The organism is Alteripontixanthobacter muriae (assembly GCF_013336795.1).
GTDB classification, from domain to species: Bacteria; Pseudomonadota; Alphaproteobacteria; order Sphingomonadales; family Sphingomonadaceae; genus Pseudopontixanthobacter; species Pseudopontixanthobacter muriae.
On the sequence record NZ_JAAFZT010000007.1, the window covers coordinates 1 to 17,033 of the forward strand.

Sequence of the window (17,033 nt, forward strand, 5' to 3'; positions counted from 1 at the left end):
ATCACCTTTGCCACCTGCTCATCGGAGACGGTTCGCGGGCGGCCGGGCCGGTACTCGTCGGTGAGCCCCTCGATCCGGTCCTTTACGAACCTGCGGCGCCACTTCCCGACCGTGTGCTCGTGCACCCCGAGCCGCTCGGCGACCTCCTTGCTTTGCGAGCCATCTGCGCACAGCAGGATCATCCGGCACCGATCCGACAACGACCGCGGGGTTTTGTGCCGCCGAACCTGCGTCTCGAGGAAATCGCGTTCCTCGCCTGTTAACACCACCGCGTCCGCCTGCCGACCTACCATCGCTCATCTCCTCACCTGGATCTGAATCAATGATATGAATTACAGTTCCAGGTGACTAGTGAAGGTTGTTACTGGCCCCAGTCGAGGCCGATTTCCTCGAAGATCTCCTTGTCGTCGGCCCAGCGTTCGTCGACCTTCACATGCAGGAACAGGTGAACCTTGCGCCCGAGCAGCTCGCTCAGTTCCTTGCGCGCAGCCTCGCCGATGGCCTTGATGCGCTGCCCGCCCTTGCCGAGCACGATGGGGCGCTGGCTTTCGCGGGCGATGACGATCTGCTGGCGGATCTCGACGCTGCCATCGCGCCTTTCGGTGTAGCTTTCCGGCCTCACTGCGCTGTCATAGGGCAGTTCCTCGTGCAGCTGCTGGTATAGCTGTTCGCGGGTGATCTCGGCCGCCAGCAGGCGTTCGCTTGCATCGGAAACCTGGTCTTCGGGGTAGTGCCAGAGCCCCGGCGGCATCTGACCGGCCAGATGCTGTTTCAGGCCCGCAACCCCGTCACCCGTTTTCGCGGATATGAAGAATATCTCGTCGAACTCGACCTTGCTGCCAAGATCCTGCGCCAGCGCCAGCAGCGGCTCCTTCGCCGCGATATCCACCTTGTTCAGAGCCAGCAGCTTGCGTTCGGGGCGTTCCTTCAGGGCGGTGAGCAGCGGCTCCAACTCGTGGCGGCGCTGCTTGACCGGGTCGACCACCAGCAGCACCGCGTCGGCCTCGGTCGTACCTTCCCAGGCGGCGCTGACCATCGCGCGATCCAGGCGTCGCTTCGGTGCAAAAATGCCGGGCGTGTCCACAAGGATCATCTGCACCGGCCCGTCGAGCGCGATGCCCATCAGCCGGGCGCGGGTGGTCTGTGCCTTGGCGCTGGTGATGGCGACCTTCTGGCCGACCAGCTGGTTCACCAGCGTCGATTTACCGGCATTCGGCGCACCGATCACCGCGACTACGCCGCAATAGGGCTGTTCCTGCTCGTTCATCCGTAACGCTCCATGAATTCCTTGGCAGCGGCGGTCTCCGCCTCCTGCTTGCTTGATGCGGTGGCCTGTGCCTCGCCCACGTTCGCTACGCTGACCCTGACGGTGAATTGCGAGGAATGATCGGGACCCGACCTGTCCACCACCTCATATTCCGGCATTCTGCGCCGATTGCCGGCGGCCCATTCCTGCAAGGCCGATTTCGGGTGCTTGGCCGTGCCGGCTTTCCCCTCGACCTCGGGCGCCCAGATGGTGCGGACCCAGTCCCGCGTGGGTTCGAACCCGCGCTCGACGAAGCTCGCGCCCAGCAATGCTTCCATTACATCGCCCAGGATGTTGTCGCTTTCCGCGCCGCCGTCCTCGCGCGCCTGCTTGCCCATGCGGATATGCGGCGGCAAGCCGATGCGCCGCGCCACGCGCGCGCAGGTGGCCCGGCTTACCAAGGCATTCAGGCGCTGCGAGAGAGTGCCTTCTGGGCCGGTGTTGCGCTGGTAGAGCCAGTCCGCGATGGCGATGCCCAGAACCCGGTCACCGAGAAATTCCAGCCGCTCGTAATCCGGTTCGTCGGGGCCGTAGCTGCCGTGGGTCAGCGCCTGTTTCCAGAGGCTCTGATCGAAAGGCTCGATACCGAACCTGCCAAGCCACTGCAGGGCTTCGGTCTTCATATGAGATCCCCGATGCGGCTCCAGCGAGCGGCGGAGAACCAGGTCCAGGGCAGCAGCCATTCCGCCGATCCGTCGGTGGACCACATCAGAACGGTGGCCCGGCCGACCAGATTGTCCATCGGCACCATGCCGATGCCGCCACCGGGCGCGGCAGGGAAGCGGCTGTCCTGTGAATTGTCGCGATTATCGCCCATGGCGAAGAAATGCCCTTCGGGCACCATCACCGGTCCGAAATTGTCCGCAGGGCCGGTGCCAAGGTCGATGATCTCGTAGGAACGGCCACTCGGCAGGGTTTCTTCAAACCGGATGTAGCGGCAGAACAGTGCACCCTCCACACGCACGACCTGCGCGGCGGGATGGCAGTCGGTGTTCGCCGAGATCGGCACCAGCAGATCGTCGAGGCGGCGGCGAGGCAGAGCCTCCCCGTTCAGATAAACCGTGCCGTCGCGCAGTTCCACGGTGTCGCCGGGCATGGCGATGGCCCGCTTGATGTAATCGGTCCCGTCGACAGGGTGGCGGAAGATGACGACATCGCCGGGATCGGGGGCACTTGCTAAAATGCGGCCCGGTATCAGCGGTGCGTTGAAAGGTAGAGAATTGCTGGTGTAGCCGTAGGACCATTTGGAGGCGAGCAGGTAATCGCCGTTCATCAGGCGCGGCAGCATGCTTTCGCTGGGGATGTTGAAGGGCGAGAAGATGAAGCTGCGGAAGATCACCACGATCAGCGCCAGCTTCAGGACGAAAATGAAGAAGTTTTCCTCTTCCTTCGCCTTGCTGTCTTCGTGCGTTGCGGGTGCTTGCTCCGCCGGGGCGACTGCGGGTTCGCTCACGAACGGCCGCCTGTTGCCGGGCTGAAGCGGCTGTGCGGCATCATCGGGGTGGTGCCCTTTTCATCCTTCCAAATCATGGCGGCATTCCCTAGTCGCCGTAAGGCACGGTAGGAAAGGAAATTCGATGAGCGACCCGACGCAGTCCACGAAATCGCAGGATATCAAGGACCGGATCGCTCAGCGGCAGGTCCTGACCCTGAAGGAACTGTTCCGGGCCGAAAAGGACCGCGTTGCCACCCTGGCGAGCCGGATCGAATGGCCGGTTGGCGAAGCTGGCGACGACGGGGCCGATGCGCCCCGAGCCGGAATGCTGTGCGACTGGTCGAAAACGCATCTAGACGCGACATTGCTCGGCGACTTCGAGGAACTTGCCGATGTCATGGACTTTGCAGCGGCGCGCGAGGCGCTGTTCGCTGGCGACATCGTCAATGTGACGGAAGGGCGGCCCGCCGAGCACATCGCGCAGCGCGGCATCGGCAACGATGCGGCCACCGAGGAAGCGGCGGCACTGCACCGCCGGATGAAGCTGCTGGTCGAAGCGATACACGAAGGCGCGCTGGGAGAGGTCAGGCACCTCATCCATATTGGTATCGGCGGCAGCGCGCTCGGCCCTGCTCTGGCAGTAGACGCGCTGACCCGCGATCTTGCGCTTGTGGACGTGCATGTCGTGTCGAACATCGACGGGCTCGCGCTGGAAGCGGCCTTTGCGGCATGCGACCCGGCCACGACACTGATCGCGGTGGCGAGCAAGACCTTCACCACCATCGAAACCATGACCAATGCGGCCAGCGCGCTGAAATGGCTTGGCGACAATGGCGTTGCCGACCCGCAGGGGCGCGTCATTGCGCTGACCGCCTCGCCTGAAAAGGCCGTGGAGTGGGGCGTCGACGAAACGCGGGTGCTGCCGTTTTCCCCTGCGGTTGGTGGACGCTATTCGCTCTGGTCGTCCATCGGTTTTCCGCTGGCGCTAGCGGTGGGCTGGGACGAATTCGCGCAATTCCTTGCTGGCGCTCGGGCTGTCGATGAACATTTCCGCGATATGGAGGGGCGCGAAAATCTGCCGTTGCGCGCCGCTTTCGCTGATCGATACTACGCTGAAATCCGCCACTGCCAGACCCGCGCGGTGTTCGCCTATGACGAACGGCTTGCGCTGTTTCCCGATTATCTCCAGCAGCTTGAAATGGAATCGAACGGTAAGCGGGTGACCGCCGAAGGGCACCCGGTGACCGGCCCTACAGCTGCGATCACCTGGGGCGGTGTCGGGACCGACGCTCAGCATGCCGTGTTTCAGCTGCTGCATCAGGGCACGCATCTGGCGCCGGTGGACTTCATCGCCAGCATTGCCCCCGGAGACGACCTCGACCCGGCGCATCACCGCATCCTTCTGACCAATTGCTTCGCACAAGGGGCGGCGCTGATGGCGGGCGAGCAGGGCAAGGATCCCGCGCGCCATTTCCCCGGTGACCGGCCCAGCGCCACCATCCTGTGCGACGATCTGGATGCGGCAACCCTGGGCGCGCTCATCGCCTTTCACGAACACCGCACCTTCGCCGATGCCGTGCTGATGGGCATCAACCCTTTCGACCAGTTCGGGGTGGAACTCGGCAAACGCATGGCGAAGGAAATCGAGGCAGGCGAGGGCGATTTCGATGCGGGAACGCGGGGGTTGCTGAAGGCTGCCGGGCTGGATTGAGGCGGCCCCAGATCGGCGCTCCTGTTGGCATTCGGGTGCCGCTCGCCCATATCGCCCGGGATTGCGTGGGCGAACAGGAGTATTGCATGGCCGAATATGATTATGATCTCTTCACCATTGGCGCCGGATCGGGCGGGGTGCGCGCCTCGCGCGTGTCCGCTGCGCATGGGGCAAAGGTCGCCGTGGCAGAGGAATATCGGGTCGGCGGCACCTGTGTCATCCGTGGCTGCGTTCCGAAGAAGATGCTTGTCTATGGCGCGCATTTTGCCGAGGATCTGGAGGATTGCCAGAAATTCGGCTGGACTGTCGAAAACCCGACTTTCGACTGGATCAAGCTGCGCGACAATGTCCTTGGCGACGTCGATCGTCTGAACGGCCTCTATAAGGACACTCTCGAGAACCACGGCGTGGAGATCATCCACCAGCGCGCCCGCATCACCGGCGATCACGAGATCACGCTGGCAGATGGCACCGTGGTTACGGCCAGGCACATCCTCATTGCCACCGGCGCCCGTCCCCATGTGCCGGAATGTCCCGGCCACGAACTCGGCATTACCAGCAACGAGGCGTTTCACCTCGACAAATTGCCCGAGCGTATCCTGATCGCAGGCGGCGGCTACATCGCCAATGAATTTGCCGGGATCTTCAACGAATTCGGCACGCATGTGACCATCATCAATCGCAGTGACACCCTGCTGCGCCAGTATGACGAACAGGTCCGCGACCGGCTGCTGCAGATATCCATGATGAAGGGCATCGACTTCAAGTTCCACGCCGAATTCAAGGGGATCGAAAAGACCGACGCCGGCTGCCTGCGTGTCTCAATGACGAACCATGAAGATATCGAAGTCGATTGCGTGATGTTCGCAACCGGCAGGATTCCGAACACGGAAGATCTCGGGCTTGAAAATGTCGGCGTGGAACTGGGAGAGAAGGGCGAGGTAAAGGTCGACCGGTTCAGCAAGACCAGCGTCGATTACATCTACGCCGTGGGCGATGTGACCGACCGGATACAGCTCACCCCCGTCGCCATTCGCGAGGGGCAGGCCTTTGCCGATACGGTATTCGGGAACGAGCCGACCTCGGTCAGCTACGATCATGTCCCCAGCGCCGTATTCAGCCACCCGCCCATCGCTGCTGTCGGCATGACCGAAGGGGAAGCGCGGAACAGCCTGGGCAGCGTGAAGGTCTACACTTCCGATTTCCGTCCCATGAAGAACGTGGTCGCAGGGCGCAACGAACGCGGCCTCTACAAGCTGGTTTGCGACGGTGAGAACGGCCGGATTGTCGGCGTGCACATGATCGGCCCGGACGCGCCGGAAATCATGCAAGCCGCCGCCGTTGCGGTGAAGGCCGGGCTGACGAAGCAGGATTTCGACAATACGGTCGCGATTCACCCGACCATGGCGGAAGAGCTTGTCCTGATGCGCTGAACGATCCGGACTGTCATGCGTTCAACCTCACAATGCACCAATGCGGACGCGAATGAAGGAGAAGCACATGTCAGGTACGGTTCTGGTCACGGGCGGCACAGGCTACATCGCAGGCGAATTGATCGGTCAGTTGCTGGACAGCGGCTGGAAGGTCCGGACGACCGTGCGCGACATGGCGGCGGGGGGTGGCCGCTTGCGCGGCCGGTTTCCCGGAGCGGGCGACGATCTGGCGATCATGAAGGCGGATCTGCTTTCGGATGATGGCTGGGCCGACGCGATGAAGGGCTGCGATGCGGTTGCCCATGTCGCCTCGCCCTTTCCGATGGGCGTGCCAAAGGACGAGGATGAACTGATCCGCCCCGCACGTGAAGGCACGTTGCGCGTCTTGCGCTTTGCAAAGGAAGCCGGTGTTACCCGCTTCGTGCAGACGTCCAGCGCGGCGGCCATCGCCTATGGCCATGACAGCGAGCAGACTCATTTCGACCATACCGACTGGACCGACGTAACCGACCCGAAAGTCGCGCCTTATGCGAAGAGCAAGACCCTAGCCGAGTTCGCCGCACGCGACTGGGTCCGCGACAATGCGCCTGAGATGGTCTATTGCTCGGTCAATCCCGTGGCTGTCCTTGGCCCCGTGCATGACGAAGACCTGTCGACGTCCATCCAGTTCGTGAAGAAGGCTCTCGATGGTTCGATGCCGATGATTCCGCATGTCGGCGTCGGCATCGTGGATGTGCGCGATGTCGCTTCCCTGCATGTGAAGGCGCTTGAAGCCGATGCCGTCAAGGTTCGCGGCGAACGTTTTGCGGCTTCTGGTCCGTTCATATGGCTCGAGCAGATAACCGAGATCCTGCGCAACCGGCTACCCGAACGCGAAACCCGTAAGGTACCCACAAGCCGCATGCCGAATTTCGCCGTGCCGGTCCTTGCGGTGTTCATGCCTGAAATGCGGCAGCTGAAGACGGAACGGGGCCGGGTCCGGGTGATCGATTCCAGTCATGCCGAGGATGTGCTGGGCTGGACGATGCGAGATTCGACGCAGACGATCGTGGATACAGCGCGCAGCCTGATCTATCAGGGCATCGTCAAGGTCTGAGCGCTTCCCGGCAAACCGCACGGCGGCGCTATTGACGCTGCACCGCGCCACTCGCTAGGCGGTCGGCGTAAGTTTCTCCTCCCGTGCCGAACGCAGCGGCATGCCAGACGCAGGATCGCCAATGTCCGCCAATATCGCCGAACTCGAACGTCGCCGCGCCGCAGCCCGGATGGGCGGGGGGCAGAACCGGATCGACGCTCAGCATGCGAAGGGCAAGCTGACAGCGCGCGAAAGGCTGGACGTGCTACTGGATGAAGGCAGCTTCGAGGAATACGACCAGTTCGTCGAACATGACGCTGTCGACTTCGGCATGGCAGACCAGAAGTTCTACGGCGACGGCGTGGTGACCGGCAGCGGCACGATTAACGGCCGCCTCGTCTATGTCTTCAGCCAGGATTTCACCGTCTTCGGCGGCAGCCTGTCGAAGCGGCATGCGGAAAAGATCTGCAAGGTGATGGACATGGCGCTGCGCAACGGCGCGCCGGTCATCGGCCTCAATGACAGCGGCGGTGCGCGCATCCAGGAAGGGGTCGCCAGCCTCGGCGGCTATGCCGAAGTGTTCCAGCGCAACGTGCTGGCTTCGGGCGTGGTGCCGCAGATCAGCCTCATCATGGGGCCATGCGCGGGCGGTGCGGTCTACAGCCCGGCAATGACTGACTTCATCTTCATGGTGAAGGATTCGTCCTATATGTTCGTCACCGGCCCCGACGTGGTGAAGACGGTTACCAATGAGGTGGTGACGCAGGAGGAACTCGGCGGTGCGGTGACGCATACGACCAAGACCAGCGTCGCCGACCTCGCATTCGAAAATGACATCGAGACCCTGCTGCAGACGCGCAGGTTCTTCGACTATCTGCCGCTGTCGAACCGCGAAGGCGTGCCCGAACGCCCCACTGACGATGCGTGGGACCGGGTTGAGGAAAGCCTCGACACGCTGATCCCCGACAATGCCAACCAGCCTTATGACATGCACGAGGTCATCACCAAGGTGCTGGACGAAGGCGACTTCTTCGAAGTGCAGCCCGCCCATGCCGGGAACATCCTGTGCGGCTTCGGCCGGGTGGAGGGGCGCACGGTCGGTATAGTCGCCAATCAGCCGATGGTGCTGGCAGGCGTACTCGACATCAATTCATCGAAAAAGGCCGCGCGTTTCGTGCGCTTCTGCGATGCTTTCGACATTCCCATCCTTACCTTCGTCGATGTGCCGGGCTTTCTTCCCGGCACGGGGCAGGAGCATAACGGCATCATCAAACACGGCGCGAAGCTGCTGTTCGCCTATGCCGAGGCGACCGTGCCCAAGATCACGGTGATCACCCGCAAGGCCTATGGCGGTGCCTATGACGTCATGGCGTCCAAGCATCTGCGGGGCGATCTGAACTATGCGTGGCCCACTGCCGAGATTGCCGTGATGGGTGCGAAGGGCGCGGTGGAGATCATCTTCCGCCAGGACCGCGACGATCCCGAAAAGATTGCCGAAAAGACAAAGGAATATGAAGACCGCTTCGCCAACCCCTTCGTGGCCGCGAGCCGCGGCTATATCGACGAGGTAATCTACCCGCGGAACACCCGCCGTCGCATCGCGCAAGGCTTGCGCAAGCTACGCGGCAAGGCGCTGGAGAACCCGTGGAAGAAGCATGACAATATCCCGTTGTAGGATTGGCTGATGTCCTCCTTCGGCTTTCTCGCGCTTACAAGCCACTTTCTTTCATCCGCTGCCAACCAGGAATGAAGCCATGAAACTCGGCCGCCTCAACCACATCGGCGTCGCGACGCCCTCAATTGCGGATAGCATCGCCTACTATCGCGAGGTCATGGGCGCGACCGACATCACCGAAGCGTTCGACCTGGCCGAACAGGGGGTGAAGGTCTGCTTCGTCAACACGGCGACGGATAGCGGCGTGAACGGCACGCAGATCGAACTTATCGAGCCGCTCGGGGAGGGCTCCACCCTGCGCGGGTTCATGGAGAAGAACCCGCTCGGTGGGCAGCACCATGTCTGCTATGAGGTCGAGGATATCGTTCAGGCGCGTGCGTGGTTCGAGGGCAAGGGCAAGCGCATCCTCGGCCCTACTCGCATCGGGGCGCATGGCACGCCGATCTTCTTCCTTCACCCGAAGGACATGATGGGGCAACTGACCGAGATCATGGAAACGCCGAAATCAGCCGGGGAGGGCACGCATTGATGGCCGATTACCAGACGATCCGCTTTGACATCGCCGACAACATCGCGCGGCTGACGCTGAACCGGCCGGAACGGCTCAATGCCTGTTCGCTCGATATGGCGGACGAGATGATGGACGCGCTCGACCGGCTGGACGGCGCCCGTGTGCTGGTCCTGACAGGTGAGGGCCGCGCTTTCTGTTCCGGGGCCGATCTGGCGGCGCGCGGAGACCGTCCCGTGAATGGCGGGCAGGGCAGCTATGCCGCGCTTGCCACCCGGTACAATCCGCTGATGATGAAACTGGCGCGGCTCGACATTCCCGTCATCTCAGCCGTCAACGGCCCCGCTGCCGGGGTCGGCTGCTCCATCGCACTGGTCGCCGATTTTGTCATCGCGGCGGAGTCCGGCTATTTCCTGCAGGCCTTCGTCAACATTGGCCTCGTGCCCGATGGCGGCGCAAGCTGGATGCTCCCGCGCCTCGTCGGCAAAGCGCGCGCGACGCAGATGATGATGCTGGGCGAAAAGATCGGCGCCGCGCAGGCGCAGGATTGGGGCATGATCTACAAGGCCGTGGCCGACGATCAGCTGACGGGCGAGGTCGTTGCTCTGGCCCAGCGCCTCGCCACCGGCCCGACGGTCGCCTATGGTGCCATGCGCCGCAACCTGCTGACCGCGCTGGAGGCCTCTTTCGCCGAGGCGCTGAACGCCGAAGCCGAAGGCCAGCGGCTGGCGGGATCCTCTGCCGATGCTGCGGAAGGCGGCATGGCCTTCCTCGCCAAGCGCAAGCCTACTTTCAAAGGGAAATGATGAGCAAGGATTCCACCCCGTCCGACTGGCAGGCCGCCGCCGACAGGGAAGTCAAAGGCCGCGACCTCACCTGGCACACGCCGGAAGGCATTGCGGTGAAGCCGCTGTACACCAGTGCGGATACTGCCGATCTCGACCCTGGAATGCCCGGCTTTGCGCCCTATACGCGCGGCCCCTATGCCAGCATGTACACCGGTCGTCCCTGGACGATCCGGCAATATGCCGGCTTCTCGACTGCCGAGGAATCCAACGCTTTCTACCGCCGCAATCTCGCGGCCGGGCAGAAGGGCCTGTCGGTCGCCTTCGACCTCGCGACCCATCGCGGATATGACAGCGACCATCCCCGCGTAACCGGCGATGTCGGCAAGGCCGGTGTCGCCATCGACACCGTGCGCGACATGGAAATTCTGTTCGACCAGATCCCGCTCGACACCATGAGCGTGTCGATGACGATGAACGGCGCGGTGATCCCGATCATGGCGTTCTACATCGTCGCTGCCGAACGCGCAGGCGTGAGCCAGGAGAAGCTGTCGGGGACCATCCAGAACGACATTCTTAAGGAGTTCATGGTCCGCAATACCTATATCTACCCGCCCGAACCGAGCATGCGGATCGTCTCGGACATCATCGCCTATACTTCGGCCAACATGCCGCGTTTCAACAGCATCTCGATCAGCGGCTACCACATGCACGAGGCCGGGGCGACGGCGGTGCAGGAGCTCGCCTTCACGATCGCGGATGGCAAGGAATACGCCAAGCGCGCCATGGAAGCGGGCCTCGACATCGATGTCTTCGCGCCGCGCCTGTCCTTCTTCTGGGGCATCGGCATGAACTTCTTCATGGAGATCGCCAAGATGCGCGCGGCCCGTGCCCTGTGGCACGACGTGATGATCGACCTCGGCGCGCAGGATCCCAAGTCGAAGATGCTGCGCACGCATTGCCAGACCAGTGGGGTGAGCCTGCAGGAGCAGGACCCTTACAACAACGTCATCCGCACCACGATCGAAGCGATGGCGGCGGTGCTGGGCGGCACGCAAAGCTTGCACACCAACGCGCTGGACGAGGCGATTGCCCTTCCGACAGACTTCTCGGCGCGTATCGCCCGCAACACGCAATTGGTGATCCAGGAAGAGACCGGCATCACCAATGTCGCCGATCCGCTCGGCGGCAGCTACTACATTGAAAGCCTCACCGCCGCTTTGGTGAACGAGGCGAAAGTGATGTTGGGTGAGGTCGAGGCGGCTGGCGGCATGACGGAATATGTCGCCAGCGGGAAGCCCAAGGCCGCCATCGAGAGCGCCGCCGCAGCCAAGCAGGCGAGTGTCGACCGGGGCGAAACGGTAATCGTGGGCGTGAACAAATACCGCCGCGACAAGGAAGACGAGATCGACACGCTCGATATCGACAACCACGCCGTGCGCCAGAGCCAGATCGCAAGGCTGGAGAAGGTCCGCCAGGGGCGCGACGAGTCGGCATGCCGTGCCGCTTTGCAGGCGTTGACCGAAGGCGCGAAAAGCGGGGGCAACGTGCTGCAGCTCGCTGTCGAAGCCGCCCGCCACGACGCCACTCTAGGCGAAATCTCATCGGCGATGGAAGACGTGTTCGGGCGCTACGACACCATGCCGACGCCGGTACGCGGGATATATTCGCAAGCTTATGAAGGCGACGATCGCTACGCGCAGGTAGTCGAAGGCATAAAGGCAGTCGAACGACGCCTTGGCCGCGCGCCCAGGCTGATGGTCGCCAAGATGGGGCAGGACGGACACGATCGCGGCGCTAATGTCATTGCGTCAGCATTTGCCGACATGGGTTTCGAGGTATTGTCCGGTCCACTGTTCCAGACGCCTGCGGAAACGCGTGACATGGCGCTGGAGAACGACGTCGATGCAATCGGCGCCAGCAGCCTTGCGGCAGGCCACAAGACGCTGATCCCCGAACTGATCGGGTTGCTTAGGGAAGTGGGCCGCGCCGACATCAAGGTCATTGCTGGCGGCGTGATCCCGCAGAAGGACTACGACTTCCTCCGCGATGCCGGGGTGCAGGGCATCTACGGCCCGGGCAGCAACGTGGTCGAATGCGCGGCGGACGTGCTGCGCCTGCTCGGCCACAACATGCCGCCTGCGGGTGAGGATCTGGACGAGGCGGCGGAGTGATAGAGAGTGAAGAACCTTTGCTGCCCCTGTGGTGCAAAGTGCTTCTGATATTGAAAAGGCAGTTTGCTAAGTGACACAAATTCGCACCGACTGGACCCGCGCAGAGATTGCGGAACTGTTCGACCTCCCCTTTACCGAGCTGCTCTTTCGCGCGGCCACCGTTCATCGCGAGTTCCATCCGCCCGAGCAGGTGCAGCTTTGCACTCTGCTGTCGATCAAGACCGGCGGGTGCCCGGAAGATTGCGGCTATTGCTCCCAGTCGGTGAAGGCCGATAGCGGCGTCGAGGCGACCAAGCTGATGGAGGTGCAGTTGGTCCTCCAGCGCGCTGCACAGGCCAAGGACCAGGGCAGCCAGCGTTTCTGTATGGGTGCCGCCTGGCGCAATCCCAAGGACCGTGACATGCCCAAGATCGTCGAGATCGTCAAAGGCGTGCGTGAAATGGGTCTGGAAACCTGCATGACGCTTGGCATGCTGACGCCGAAGCAGGCGGACATGCTGGCCGAGGCAGGGCTGGATTACTACAATCACAACATCGACAGCAGCCCGGAATATTACGAGCGCGTCATCAGTACTCGCACAATGGACGAACGGCTCGAAACGCTCGATAATGTGCGCAAGTCAGGCATCAACGTCTGCTCCGGCGGCATCGTGGGGATGGGCGAAACGCGGCAGGATCGTGTCGGCTTCATCCACACTCTCGCCACTCTCAACGCGCATCCCGAAAGCGTGCCGGTGAATGCGCTGGTGCCGGTGAAAGGCACGGTGCTGGGCGACATGCTGGCCGACACGCCCCTCGCCAAGATCGACGATATCGAATTCGTCCGGACTGTCGCAGTCGCGCGGATCACCATGCCGCTGAGCATGGTGCGCCTCTCCGCCGGTCGCGAAAGCATGAGCGAGGCCACGCAGGCCTTGTGCTTCCTGGCGGGTGCGAATTCGATCTTCACCGGCGACAAGCTGCTGACCGCTCCGAATGCGGGCGACGACAGCGACGAAGCGCTGTTTGCCAAGCTGGGATTGACCGCGCTGAAGGGCGAGGAGCCCTTGCGTCAGCAGAAGAACCTGGAGCCTGCGGAATGACGATGTTCAAGAAAATCCTGATCGCCAATCGCGGCGAAATTGCCTGCCGGGTCATCAAGACCGCGCGCCGTATGGGCATTGCGACCGTCGCGGTCTATTCCGATGCGGATGCCCGCGCGCCTTTCGTGCAGATGGCTGACGAGGCGGTTCATATCGGCCCCGCGCCTGCTGCCGAAAGCTATCTGTTGGCAGACAAGATCATCGCCGCCTGTAAGCAGACCGGCGCGGAAGCGGTTCACCCGGGCTACGGCTTCCTGTCCGAGAGGGCCAGTTTCGTCGAGGCGCTGGACGACGCGGGCATCGCCTTCATCGGCCCGCCGGCCAGCGCAATTGCCGCGATGGGCGACAAGATCGAATCAAAGAAGCTGGCCGAGCAGGCCGGTGTGAATGTCGTCCCCGGCTCCGGCGGAGCCATCGCGGACACGGCGGAAGCGCTCGAATGGGCGAACCGCATCGGCTATCCGGTGATGATGAAAGCCAGCGCAGGCGGCGGCGGGAAGGGCATGCGCCTCGCCTGGAACGACCAGGATGTAAAGGACGGCTTCGAGGCGACACAGCGCGAAGGTCTGAATTCCTTTGGGGACGAGCGCGTGTTTATCGAAAAGTTCATCGAGGATCCGCGTCACATCGAAATACAGGTACTGGGCGACAAGCACGGAAACCTCATCTATTTGAACGAACGCGAATGCAGCATCCAGCGCCGCCACCAGAAAGTGGTGGAGGAAGCGCCTTCGCCGTTCGTCAGCCCTGAAATGCGCCGCAAGATGGGCGAGCAGTCCATCGCTCTGGCCAGAGCCGTCGATTACCATAGCGCCGGCACGGTCGAACTGATCGTTTCGGGCGCAGACAAGACGGGCGACAGTTTCTTCTTCCTTGAAATGAATACCCGCCTGCAGGTGGAGCATCCCGTTACCGAGGCAATCACGGGCGTCGATCTCGTCGAACAGATGATCCGCATCGCTGCTGGTGAGCGTCTGGAGATGACGCAGGACGACGTGAAGATCGACGGCTGGGCCATCGAGAACCGCGTTTATGCCGAAGATCCCTATCGCGGGTTCCTGCCGAGCATCGGGCGTCTGGTGCATTACGATCCGCCGGTCGAACCTTGGGCCAGCGATGCCGAAACCTACGACGGGCGCGGCGTCCATGTGGACGGCGGCGGCATCCGCATTGATGATGGCGTGCGCGAAGGCGGTGAGGTATCTATGTTCTACGATCCCATGATCGCAAAGTTGGTGACCTGGGGCGAGACGCGCGACGCCGCTGCCGATTTGCAGGTCCAGGCGCTGGATGCTTTCCGCATCAAAGGTCTCGGCCACAATGTCGATTTCCTGTCCGCCATCATGCAGCATCCGCGCTTCCGCAGCGGTAATCTGACGACGGGATTCATCGCCGAGGAATATTCGGAAGGGTTCGCAGGTGCCGCCGCGAGCGACCATCTGCTGCGCAATCTTGCGGCAATCGCGGGGGTGATCGCCACGGCTGACGAGGATCGCGCAGGCCGCATTGATCAGGCACTGGCAGATCGTGCAACTCCGACGGGCGACTGGACGGTGCGACTCGGCGGGCGCGATTACGCCATTGTCATGGAGGAAGACGCCATCACCGTGGATGGTGTCGAAATTCCAATCATGATGGAATATACGCCCGGCGACCGCATGATCGAAGTGGAGGTAGGCGACGACAGCCTGACGCTGCAGCTTGCCCCTACGCGAACCGGTTATCGCATGACGACGCGCGGTGCGGCACATGAAGCCCGTGTCCTCCCCACGCGCATAGCGGCGCTGGCCGAACACATGATCGAAAAAGTGCCGCTCGATCTCTCCCGCCTGCTGATCTGCCCCATGCCGGGCCTTCTGGTTAAGCTGCATGTCGAGGAAGGCGAAACCGTGCAGTCCGGGCAGCCATTGGCGACCGTGGAAGCGATGAAGATGGAGAACATTCTTCGCGCGGAAAAGGAAGGCGTCATCGCCAGCATCAAGGCGGGCGAAGGCGACAGTCTCGCAGTGGACGAAATCATCCTAGAATTGGAATAGATCCGGGGCACTCCAACACACCCGGCTCCATGGGAAAGGCGCTTAGTGCGCCTGCAGCTGTTCATCTAGAAAGCGGGCGACGTCGGATAGTTCGACATCCTTCGTCACGAAGGCATTACCGATGTCGCGCAGCAGGATGAAGGGCAGGGTACCGCCATCCATTTTCTTGTCATGCAGCATGTGTTCGACCAGTCCTTCGCCATCGCAGGTCAGGCCCAGCGCGCTGACTTCCGCGGGAAGCCCTGCCTTGTCCGTTGTGCGGGTCAGCCGGTGCGCGGCCTCGTTCGGCAGAAAACCCCGCCGTGCCGAATAGCGCGCAGCCAGCACCATGCCCAGCGCCACGGCCTCGCCATGCAGCAGGCGATCGGAAAATCCCGTTTCGGCCTCCAGAGCATGGCCGAAGGTATGTCCCAGATTGAGCAGCGCGCGCGCTCCCGCTGTCTCCTTTTCATCCCTGGCGACAATGGCGGCCTTGGCCGCCACACTATGCGCGACGGCCTGTTGTGCGGCTTGCACATCGAGCCGCAGTACCGCGTCGCCATGCTCGTCCAGCCAGTCGAAGAATTGGGCATCGCCCAAAACGCCATATTTCAGAACTTCGGCATAGCCTGCCCGCAGTTCACGCGGTGGCAGGGTTTCGAGGCAGGAGATGTCAGCGAGAACGAGCGAGGGCTGATGAAAAGCGCCAATCAGGTTCTTGCCTGCCGCGCTGTTGATGGCGGTTTTTCCCCCAACTGAACTGTCCACTTGCGCCAGTAGGGTGGTGGGAAGCTGTATGAACCCGCAGCCTCGTTTTAGAATGGCCGAGGCGAATCCAGTCAGATCGCCCACGACCCCGCCGCCAAAAGCCAGCACATGATCGCCTCTCTCCACCCCAAGGCTCAGCATCCAGTCAGTCAGTTTGCGCAGATTATCCCAACTTTTCGAAGGCTCGCCGGAAGGGACTTCGAACCAGGCGATCTCGTGGCCCGCCTTCATCAGTGAGCCCGCCAATCTGTCCCCGTGCAGGCGGCGGGCATTCACATCGGCGACGACAGGGATGACCTTTTTCCGAAGGAAAGGTGTAGCAATAACACCTGCCTTGTCGAGCAAGCCTGTGCCGACGTGTACCTCGTAGGGCCGCCCTTCGAGCGCGACGGAAATCACAGCCACCTTTCAATACCCTCCAGGATGCGCAGCGCTGTCGCGTGATGCGGCCCTTCCTCGCTGTTCACATGAATAGGTGCCTGCCGATAAAGCGGATCACGCTCGTCAGCCAGCCTGTTCAGGATCGCCTGCGGATCGCCATCACGCAATAAGGGTCTGCTGTTACGCCGACCGGTCCGCTTGACGAGAGTTTCGACTGTCGCGCGTATCCAGACGGTCACGCCATGGTCTAGGATCATTGCGCGGGTTTCCGCATCCACGAAAGCCCCGCCGCCGGTGGCAATGACGCCATGTCCTTCGGCCATGAGCCGTGCGATGACGCGCCGCTCTCCATCGCGGAAGTAAGCTTCGCCATGAGCCTCGAATATTTCCGAAACGCTGCGCTGTGCAGCGGTCTCGATAGCCTCGTCCGCGTCGATGAAGCCGGTGTCGAGCAGGTCGGCCAGCTTGCGCCCTACCGTGCTCTTGCCAACCCCCATCAGCCCGATCAGGACGATCGGTCGATCGATCCTCCGGGCGAGCGCGCCAATCTCGGCCGGCGTAATGACAGGCGCTTCGCTGCTATTGCCGGATCGTATGGGGCGGGTGGATATCATGATCTGCGCGACTATAGATGCGCCCGTGCAAATCGGCTAGGGCGTGCCTGTTTTTGCGTGCGAAGAGGCTTG

The 17,033-nt window shown here is 62.4% G+C and carries 15 protein-coding genes; 9 read left to right on the plus strand and 6 right to left on the minus strand.

Annotated elements, in window-relative coordinates:
• The 4 genes from G7A66_RS02850 to lepB form a co-directional block, all read right to left on the minus strand.
• On the minus strand, nucleotides 1-293 hold a 293-nt coding region (locus G7A66_RS02850; RefSeq protein ID WP_174294208.1), incomplete at its 3' end, for a helix-turn-helix domain-containing protein.
• 68 nt (nucleotides 294-361) lie between these two features.
• Nucleotides 362-1,267 (minus strand): GTPase Era, encoded by a 906-nt coding sequence (gene era / locus G7A66_RS02855; RefSeq protein ID WP_174294209.1) that lies wholly within the window; start codon nucleotides 1,265-1,267, stop codon nucleotides 362-364.
• A complete protein-coding gene (gene rnc / locus G7A66_RS02860) occupies nucleotides 1,264-1,929 on the minus strand; it encodes a ribonuclease III (RefSeq protein ID WP_174294210.1) in 666 nt (221 codons plus the stop codon). The genes era and rnc overlap by 4 nt, the downstream gene beginning before the upstream one ends.
• Nucleotides 1,926-2,759 (minus strand): signal peptidase I, encoded by an 834-nt coding sequence (lepB, locus tag G7A66_RS02865; RefSeq protein WP_174294211.1) that lies wholly within the window; start codon nucleotides 2,757-2,759, stop codon nucleotides 1,926-1,928. The genes rnc and lepB overlap by 4 nt, the downstream gene beginning before the upstream one ends.
• 124 nt (nucleotides 2,760-2,883) lie before the next feature.
• On the opposite strand from lepB, the gene pgi reads away from it, so the two are divergent.
• The 9 genes from pgi (at nucleotide 2,884) to G7A66_RS02910 (ending at nucleotide 15,219) form a co-directional block, all read left to right on the plus strand.
• Nucleotides 2,884-4,452 (plus strand): glucose-6-phosphate isomerase, encoded by a 1,569-nt coding sequence (pgi, locus tag G7A66_RS02870; protein WP_174294212.1) that lies wholly within the window; start codon nucleotides 2,884-2,886, stop codon nucleotides 4,450-4,452.
• An 86-nt stretch (nucleotides 4,453-4,538) separates the two neighbouring features.
• Nucleotides 4,539-5,885, plus strand: a complete 1,347-nt coding sequence (gene gor, locus G7A66_RS02875) for a glutathione-disulfide reductase (protein WP_174294213.1) — start codon at nucleotides 4,539-4,541, stop codon at nucleotides 5,883-5,885.
• A 67-nt stretch (nucleotides 5,886-5,952) separates the two neighbouring features.
• On the plus strand, nucleotides 5,953-6,981 hold the full coding sequence (locus tag G7A66_RS02880; RefSeq protein WP_174294214.1) for an NAD-dependent epimerase/dehydratase family protein: 1,029 nt from the start codon (nucleotides 5,953-5,955) through the stop codon (nucleotides 6,979-6,981).
• A 121-nt stretch (nucleotides 6,982-7,102) separates the two neighbouring features.
• Nucleotides 7,103-8,635, plus strand: coding sequence for an acyl-CoA carboxylase subunit beta (locus G7A66_RS02885; RefSeq protein ID WP_174294215.1), 1,533 nt, complete (start codon nucleotides 7,103-7,105; stop codon nucleotides 8,633-8,635).
• A gap of 79 nt (nucleotides 8,636-8,714) precedes the next feature.
• Nucleotides 8,715-9,164 (plus strand): methylmalonyl-CoA epimerase, encoded by a 450-nt coding sequence (gene mce / locus G7A66_RS02890; protein ID WP_174294216.1) that lies wholly within the window; start codon nucleotides 8,715-8,717, stop codon nucleotides 9,162-9,164.
• The gene (locus G7A66_RS02895; RefSeq protein WP_174294217.1) at nucleotides 9,164-9,949 is read left to right on the plus strand and encodes an enoyl-CoA hydratase-related protein; all 786 of its coding nucleotides are present in this window, start codon (nucleotides 9,164-9,166) and stop codon (nucleotides 9,947-9,949) included. The genes mce and G7A66_RS02895 overlap by 1 nt, the downstream gene beginning before the upstream one ends.
• Nucleotides 9,946-12,102, plus strand: coding sequence for a methylmalonyl-CoA mutase (gene scpA, locus G7A66_RS02900; protein WP_408609231.1), 2,157 nt, complete (start codon nucleotides 9,946-9,948; stop codon nucleotides 12,100-12,102). Before G7A66_RS02895 ends, scpA begins: the two co-directional genes overlap by 4 nt.
• 70 nt (nucleotides 12,103-12,172) lie before the next feature.
• A complete protein-coding gene (bioB, locus tag G7A66_RS02905) occupies nucleotides 12,173-13,183 on the plus strand; it encodes a biotin synthase BioB (RefSeq protein ID WP_174294218.1) in 1,011 nt (336 codons plus the stop codon).
• A 2-nt stretch (nucleotides 13,184-13,185) separates the two neighbouring features.
• The gene (locus G7A66_RS02910; protein ID WP_174294219.1) at nucleotides 13,186-15,219 is read left to right on the plus strand and encodes an acetyl-CoA carboxylase biotin carboxylase subunit; all 2,034 of its coding nucleotides are present in this window, start codon (nucleotides 13,186-13,188) and stop codon (nucleotides 15,217-15,219) included.
• Nucleotides 15,220-15,261: 42 nt separating this feature from the next.
• Here G7A66_RS02910 and aroB read toward each other — a convergent pair whose 3' ends face one another.
• Nucleotides 15,262-16,371 (minus strand): 3-dehydroquinate synthase, encoded by a 1,110-nt coding sequence (gene aroB, locus G7A66_RS02915; RefSeq protein WP_174294220.1) that lies wholly within the window; start codon nucleotides 16,369-16,371, stop codon nucleotides 15,262-15,264.
• Entirely contained in the window at nucleotides 16,362-16,961 is a 600-nt protein-coding gene (locus G7A66_RS02920) for a shikimate kinase (protein ID WP_174294221.1), read from the minus strand. Before G7A66_RS02920 ends, aroB begins: the two co-directional genes overlap by 10 nt.
• Nucleotides 16,962-17,033 lie beyond the last annotated feature (72 nt).

Excerpts from the sequence above, each read along its gene's own strand:
- G7A66_RS02885 (WP_174294215.1), top strand. The coding sequence starts at position 7,103 with ATGTCCGCCAATATCGCCGAACTCGAACGTCGCCGCGCCGCAGCCCGG.
- era (WP_174294209.1), bottom strand. The coding sequence starts at position 1,267 with ATGAACGAGCAGGAACAGCCCTATTGCGGCGTAGTCGCGGTGATCGGT.
- scpA (WP_408609231.1), top strand. The coding sequence starts at position 9,946 with ATGATGAGCAAGGATTCCACCCCGTCCGACTGGCAGGCCGCCGCCGAC.
- G7A66_RS02910 (WP_174294219.1), top strand. The coding sequence starts at position 13,186 with ATGTTCAAGAAAATCCTGATCGCCAATCGCGGCGAAATTGCCTGCCGG.
- mce (WP_174294216.1), top strand. The coding sequence starts at position 8,715 with ATGAAACTCGGCCGCCTCAACCACATCGGCGTCGCGACGCCCTCAATT.
- pgi (WP_174294212.1), top strand. The coding sequence starts at position 2,884 with ATGAGCGACCCGACGCAGTCCACGAAATCGCAGGATATCAAGGACCGG.
- G7A66_RS02920 (WP_174294221.1), bottom strand. The coding sequence starts at position 16,961 with ATGATATCCACCCGCCCCATACGATCCGGCAATAGCAGCGAAGCGCCT.
- rnc (WP_174294210.1), bottom strand. The coding sequence starts at position 1,929 with ATGAAGACCGAAGCCCTGCAGTGGCTTGGCAGGTTCGGTATCGAGCCT.
- gor (WP_174294213.1), top strand. The coding sequence starts at position 4,539 with ATGGCCGAATATGATTATGATCTCTTCACCATTGGCGCCGGATCGGGC.
- G7A66_RS02880 (WP_174294214.1), top strand. The coding sequence starts at position 5,953 with ATGTCAGGTACGGTTCTGGTCACGGGCGGCACAGGCTACATCGCAGGC.
- G7A66_RS02895 (WP_174294217.1), top strand. The coding sequence starts at position 9,164 with ATGGCCGATTACCAGACGATCCGCTTTGACATCGCCGACAACATCGCG.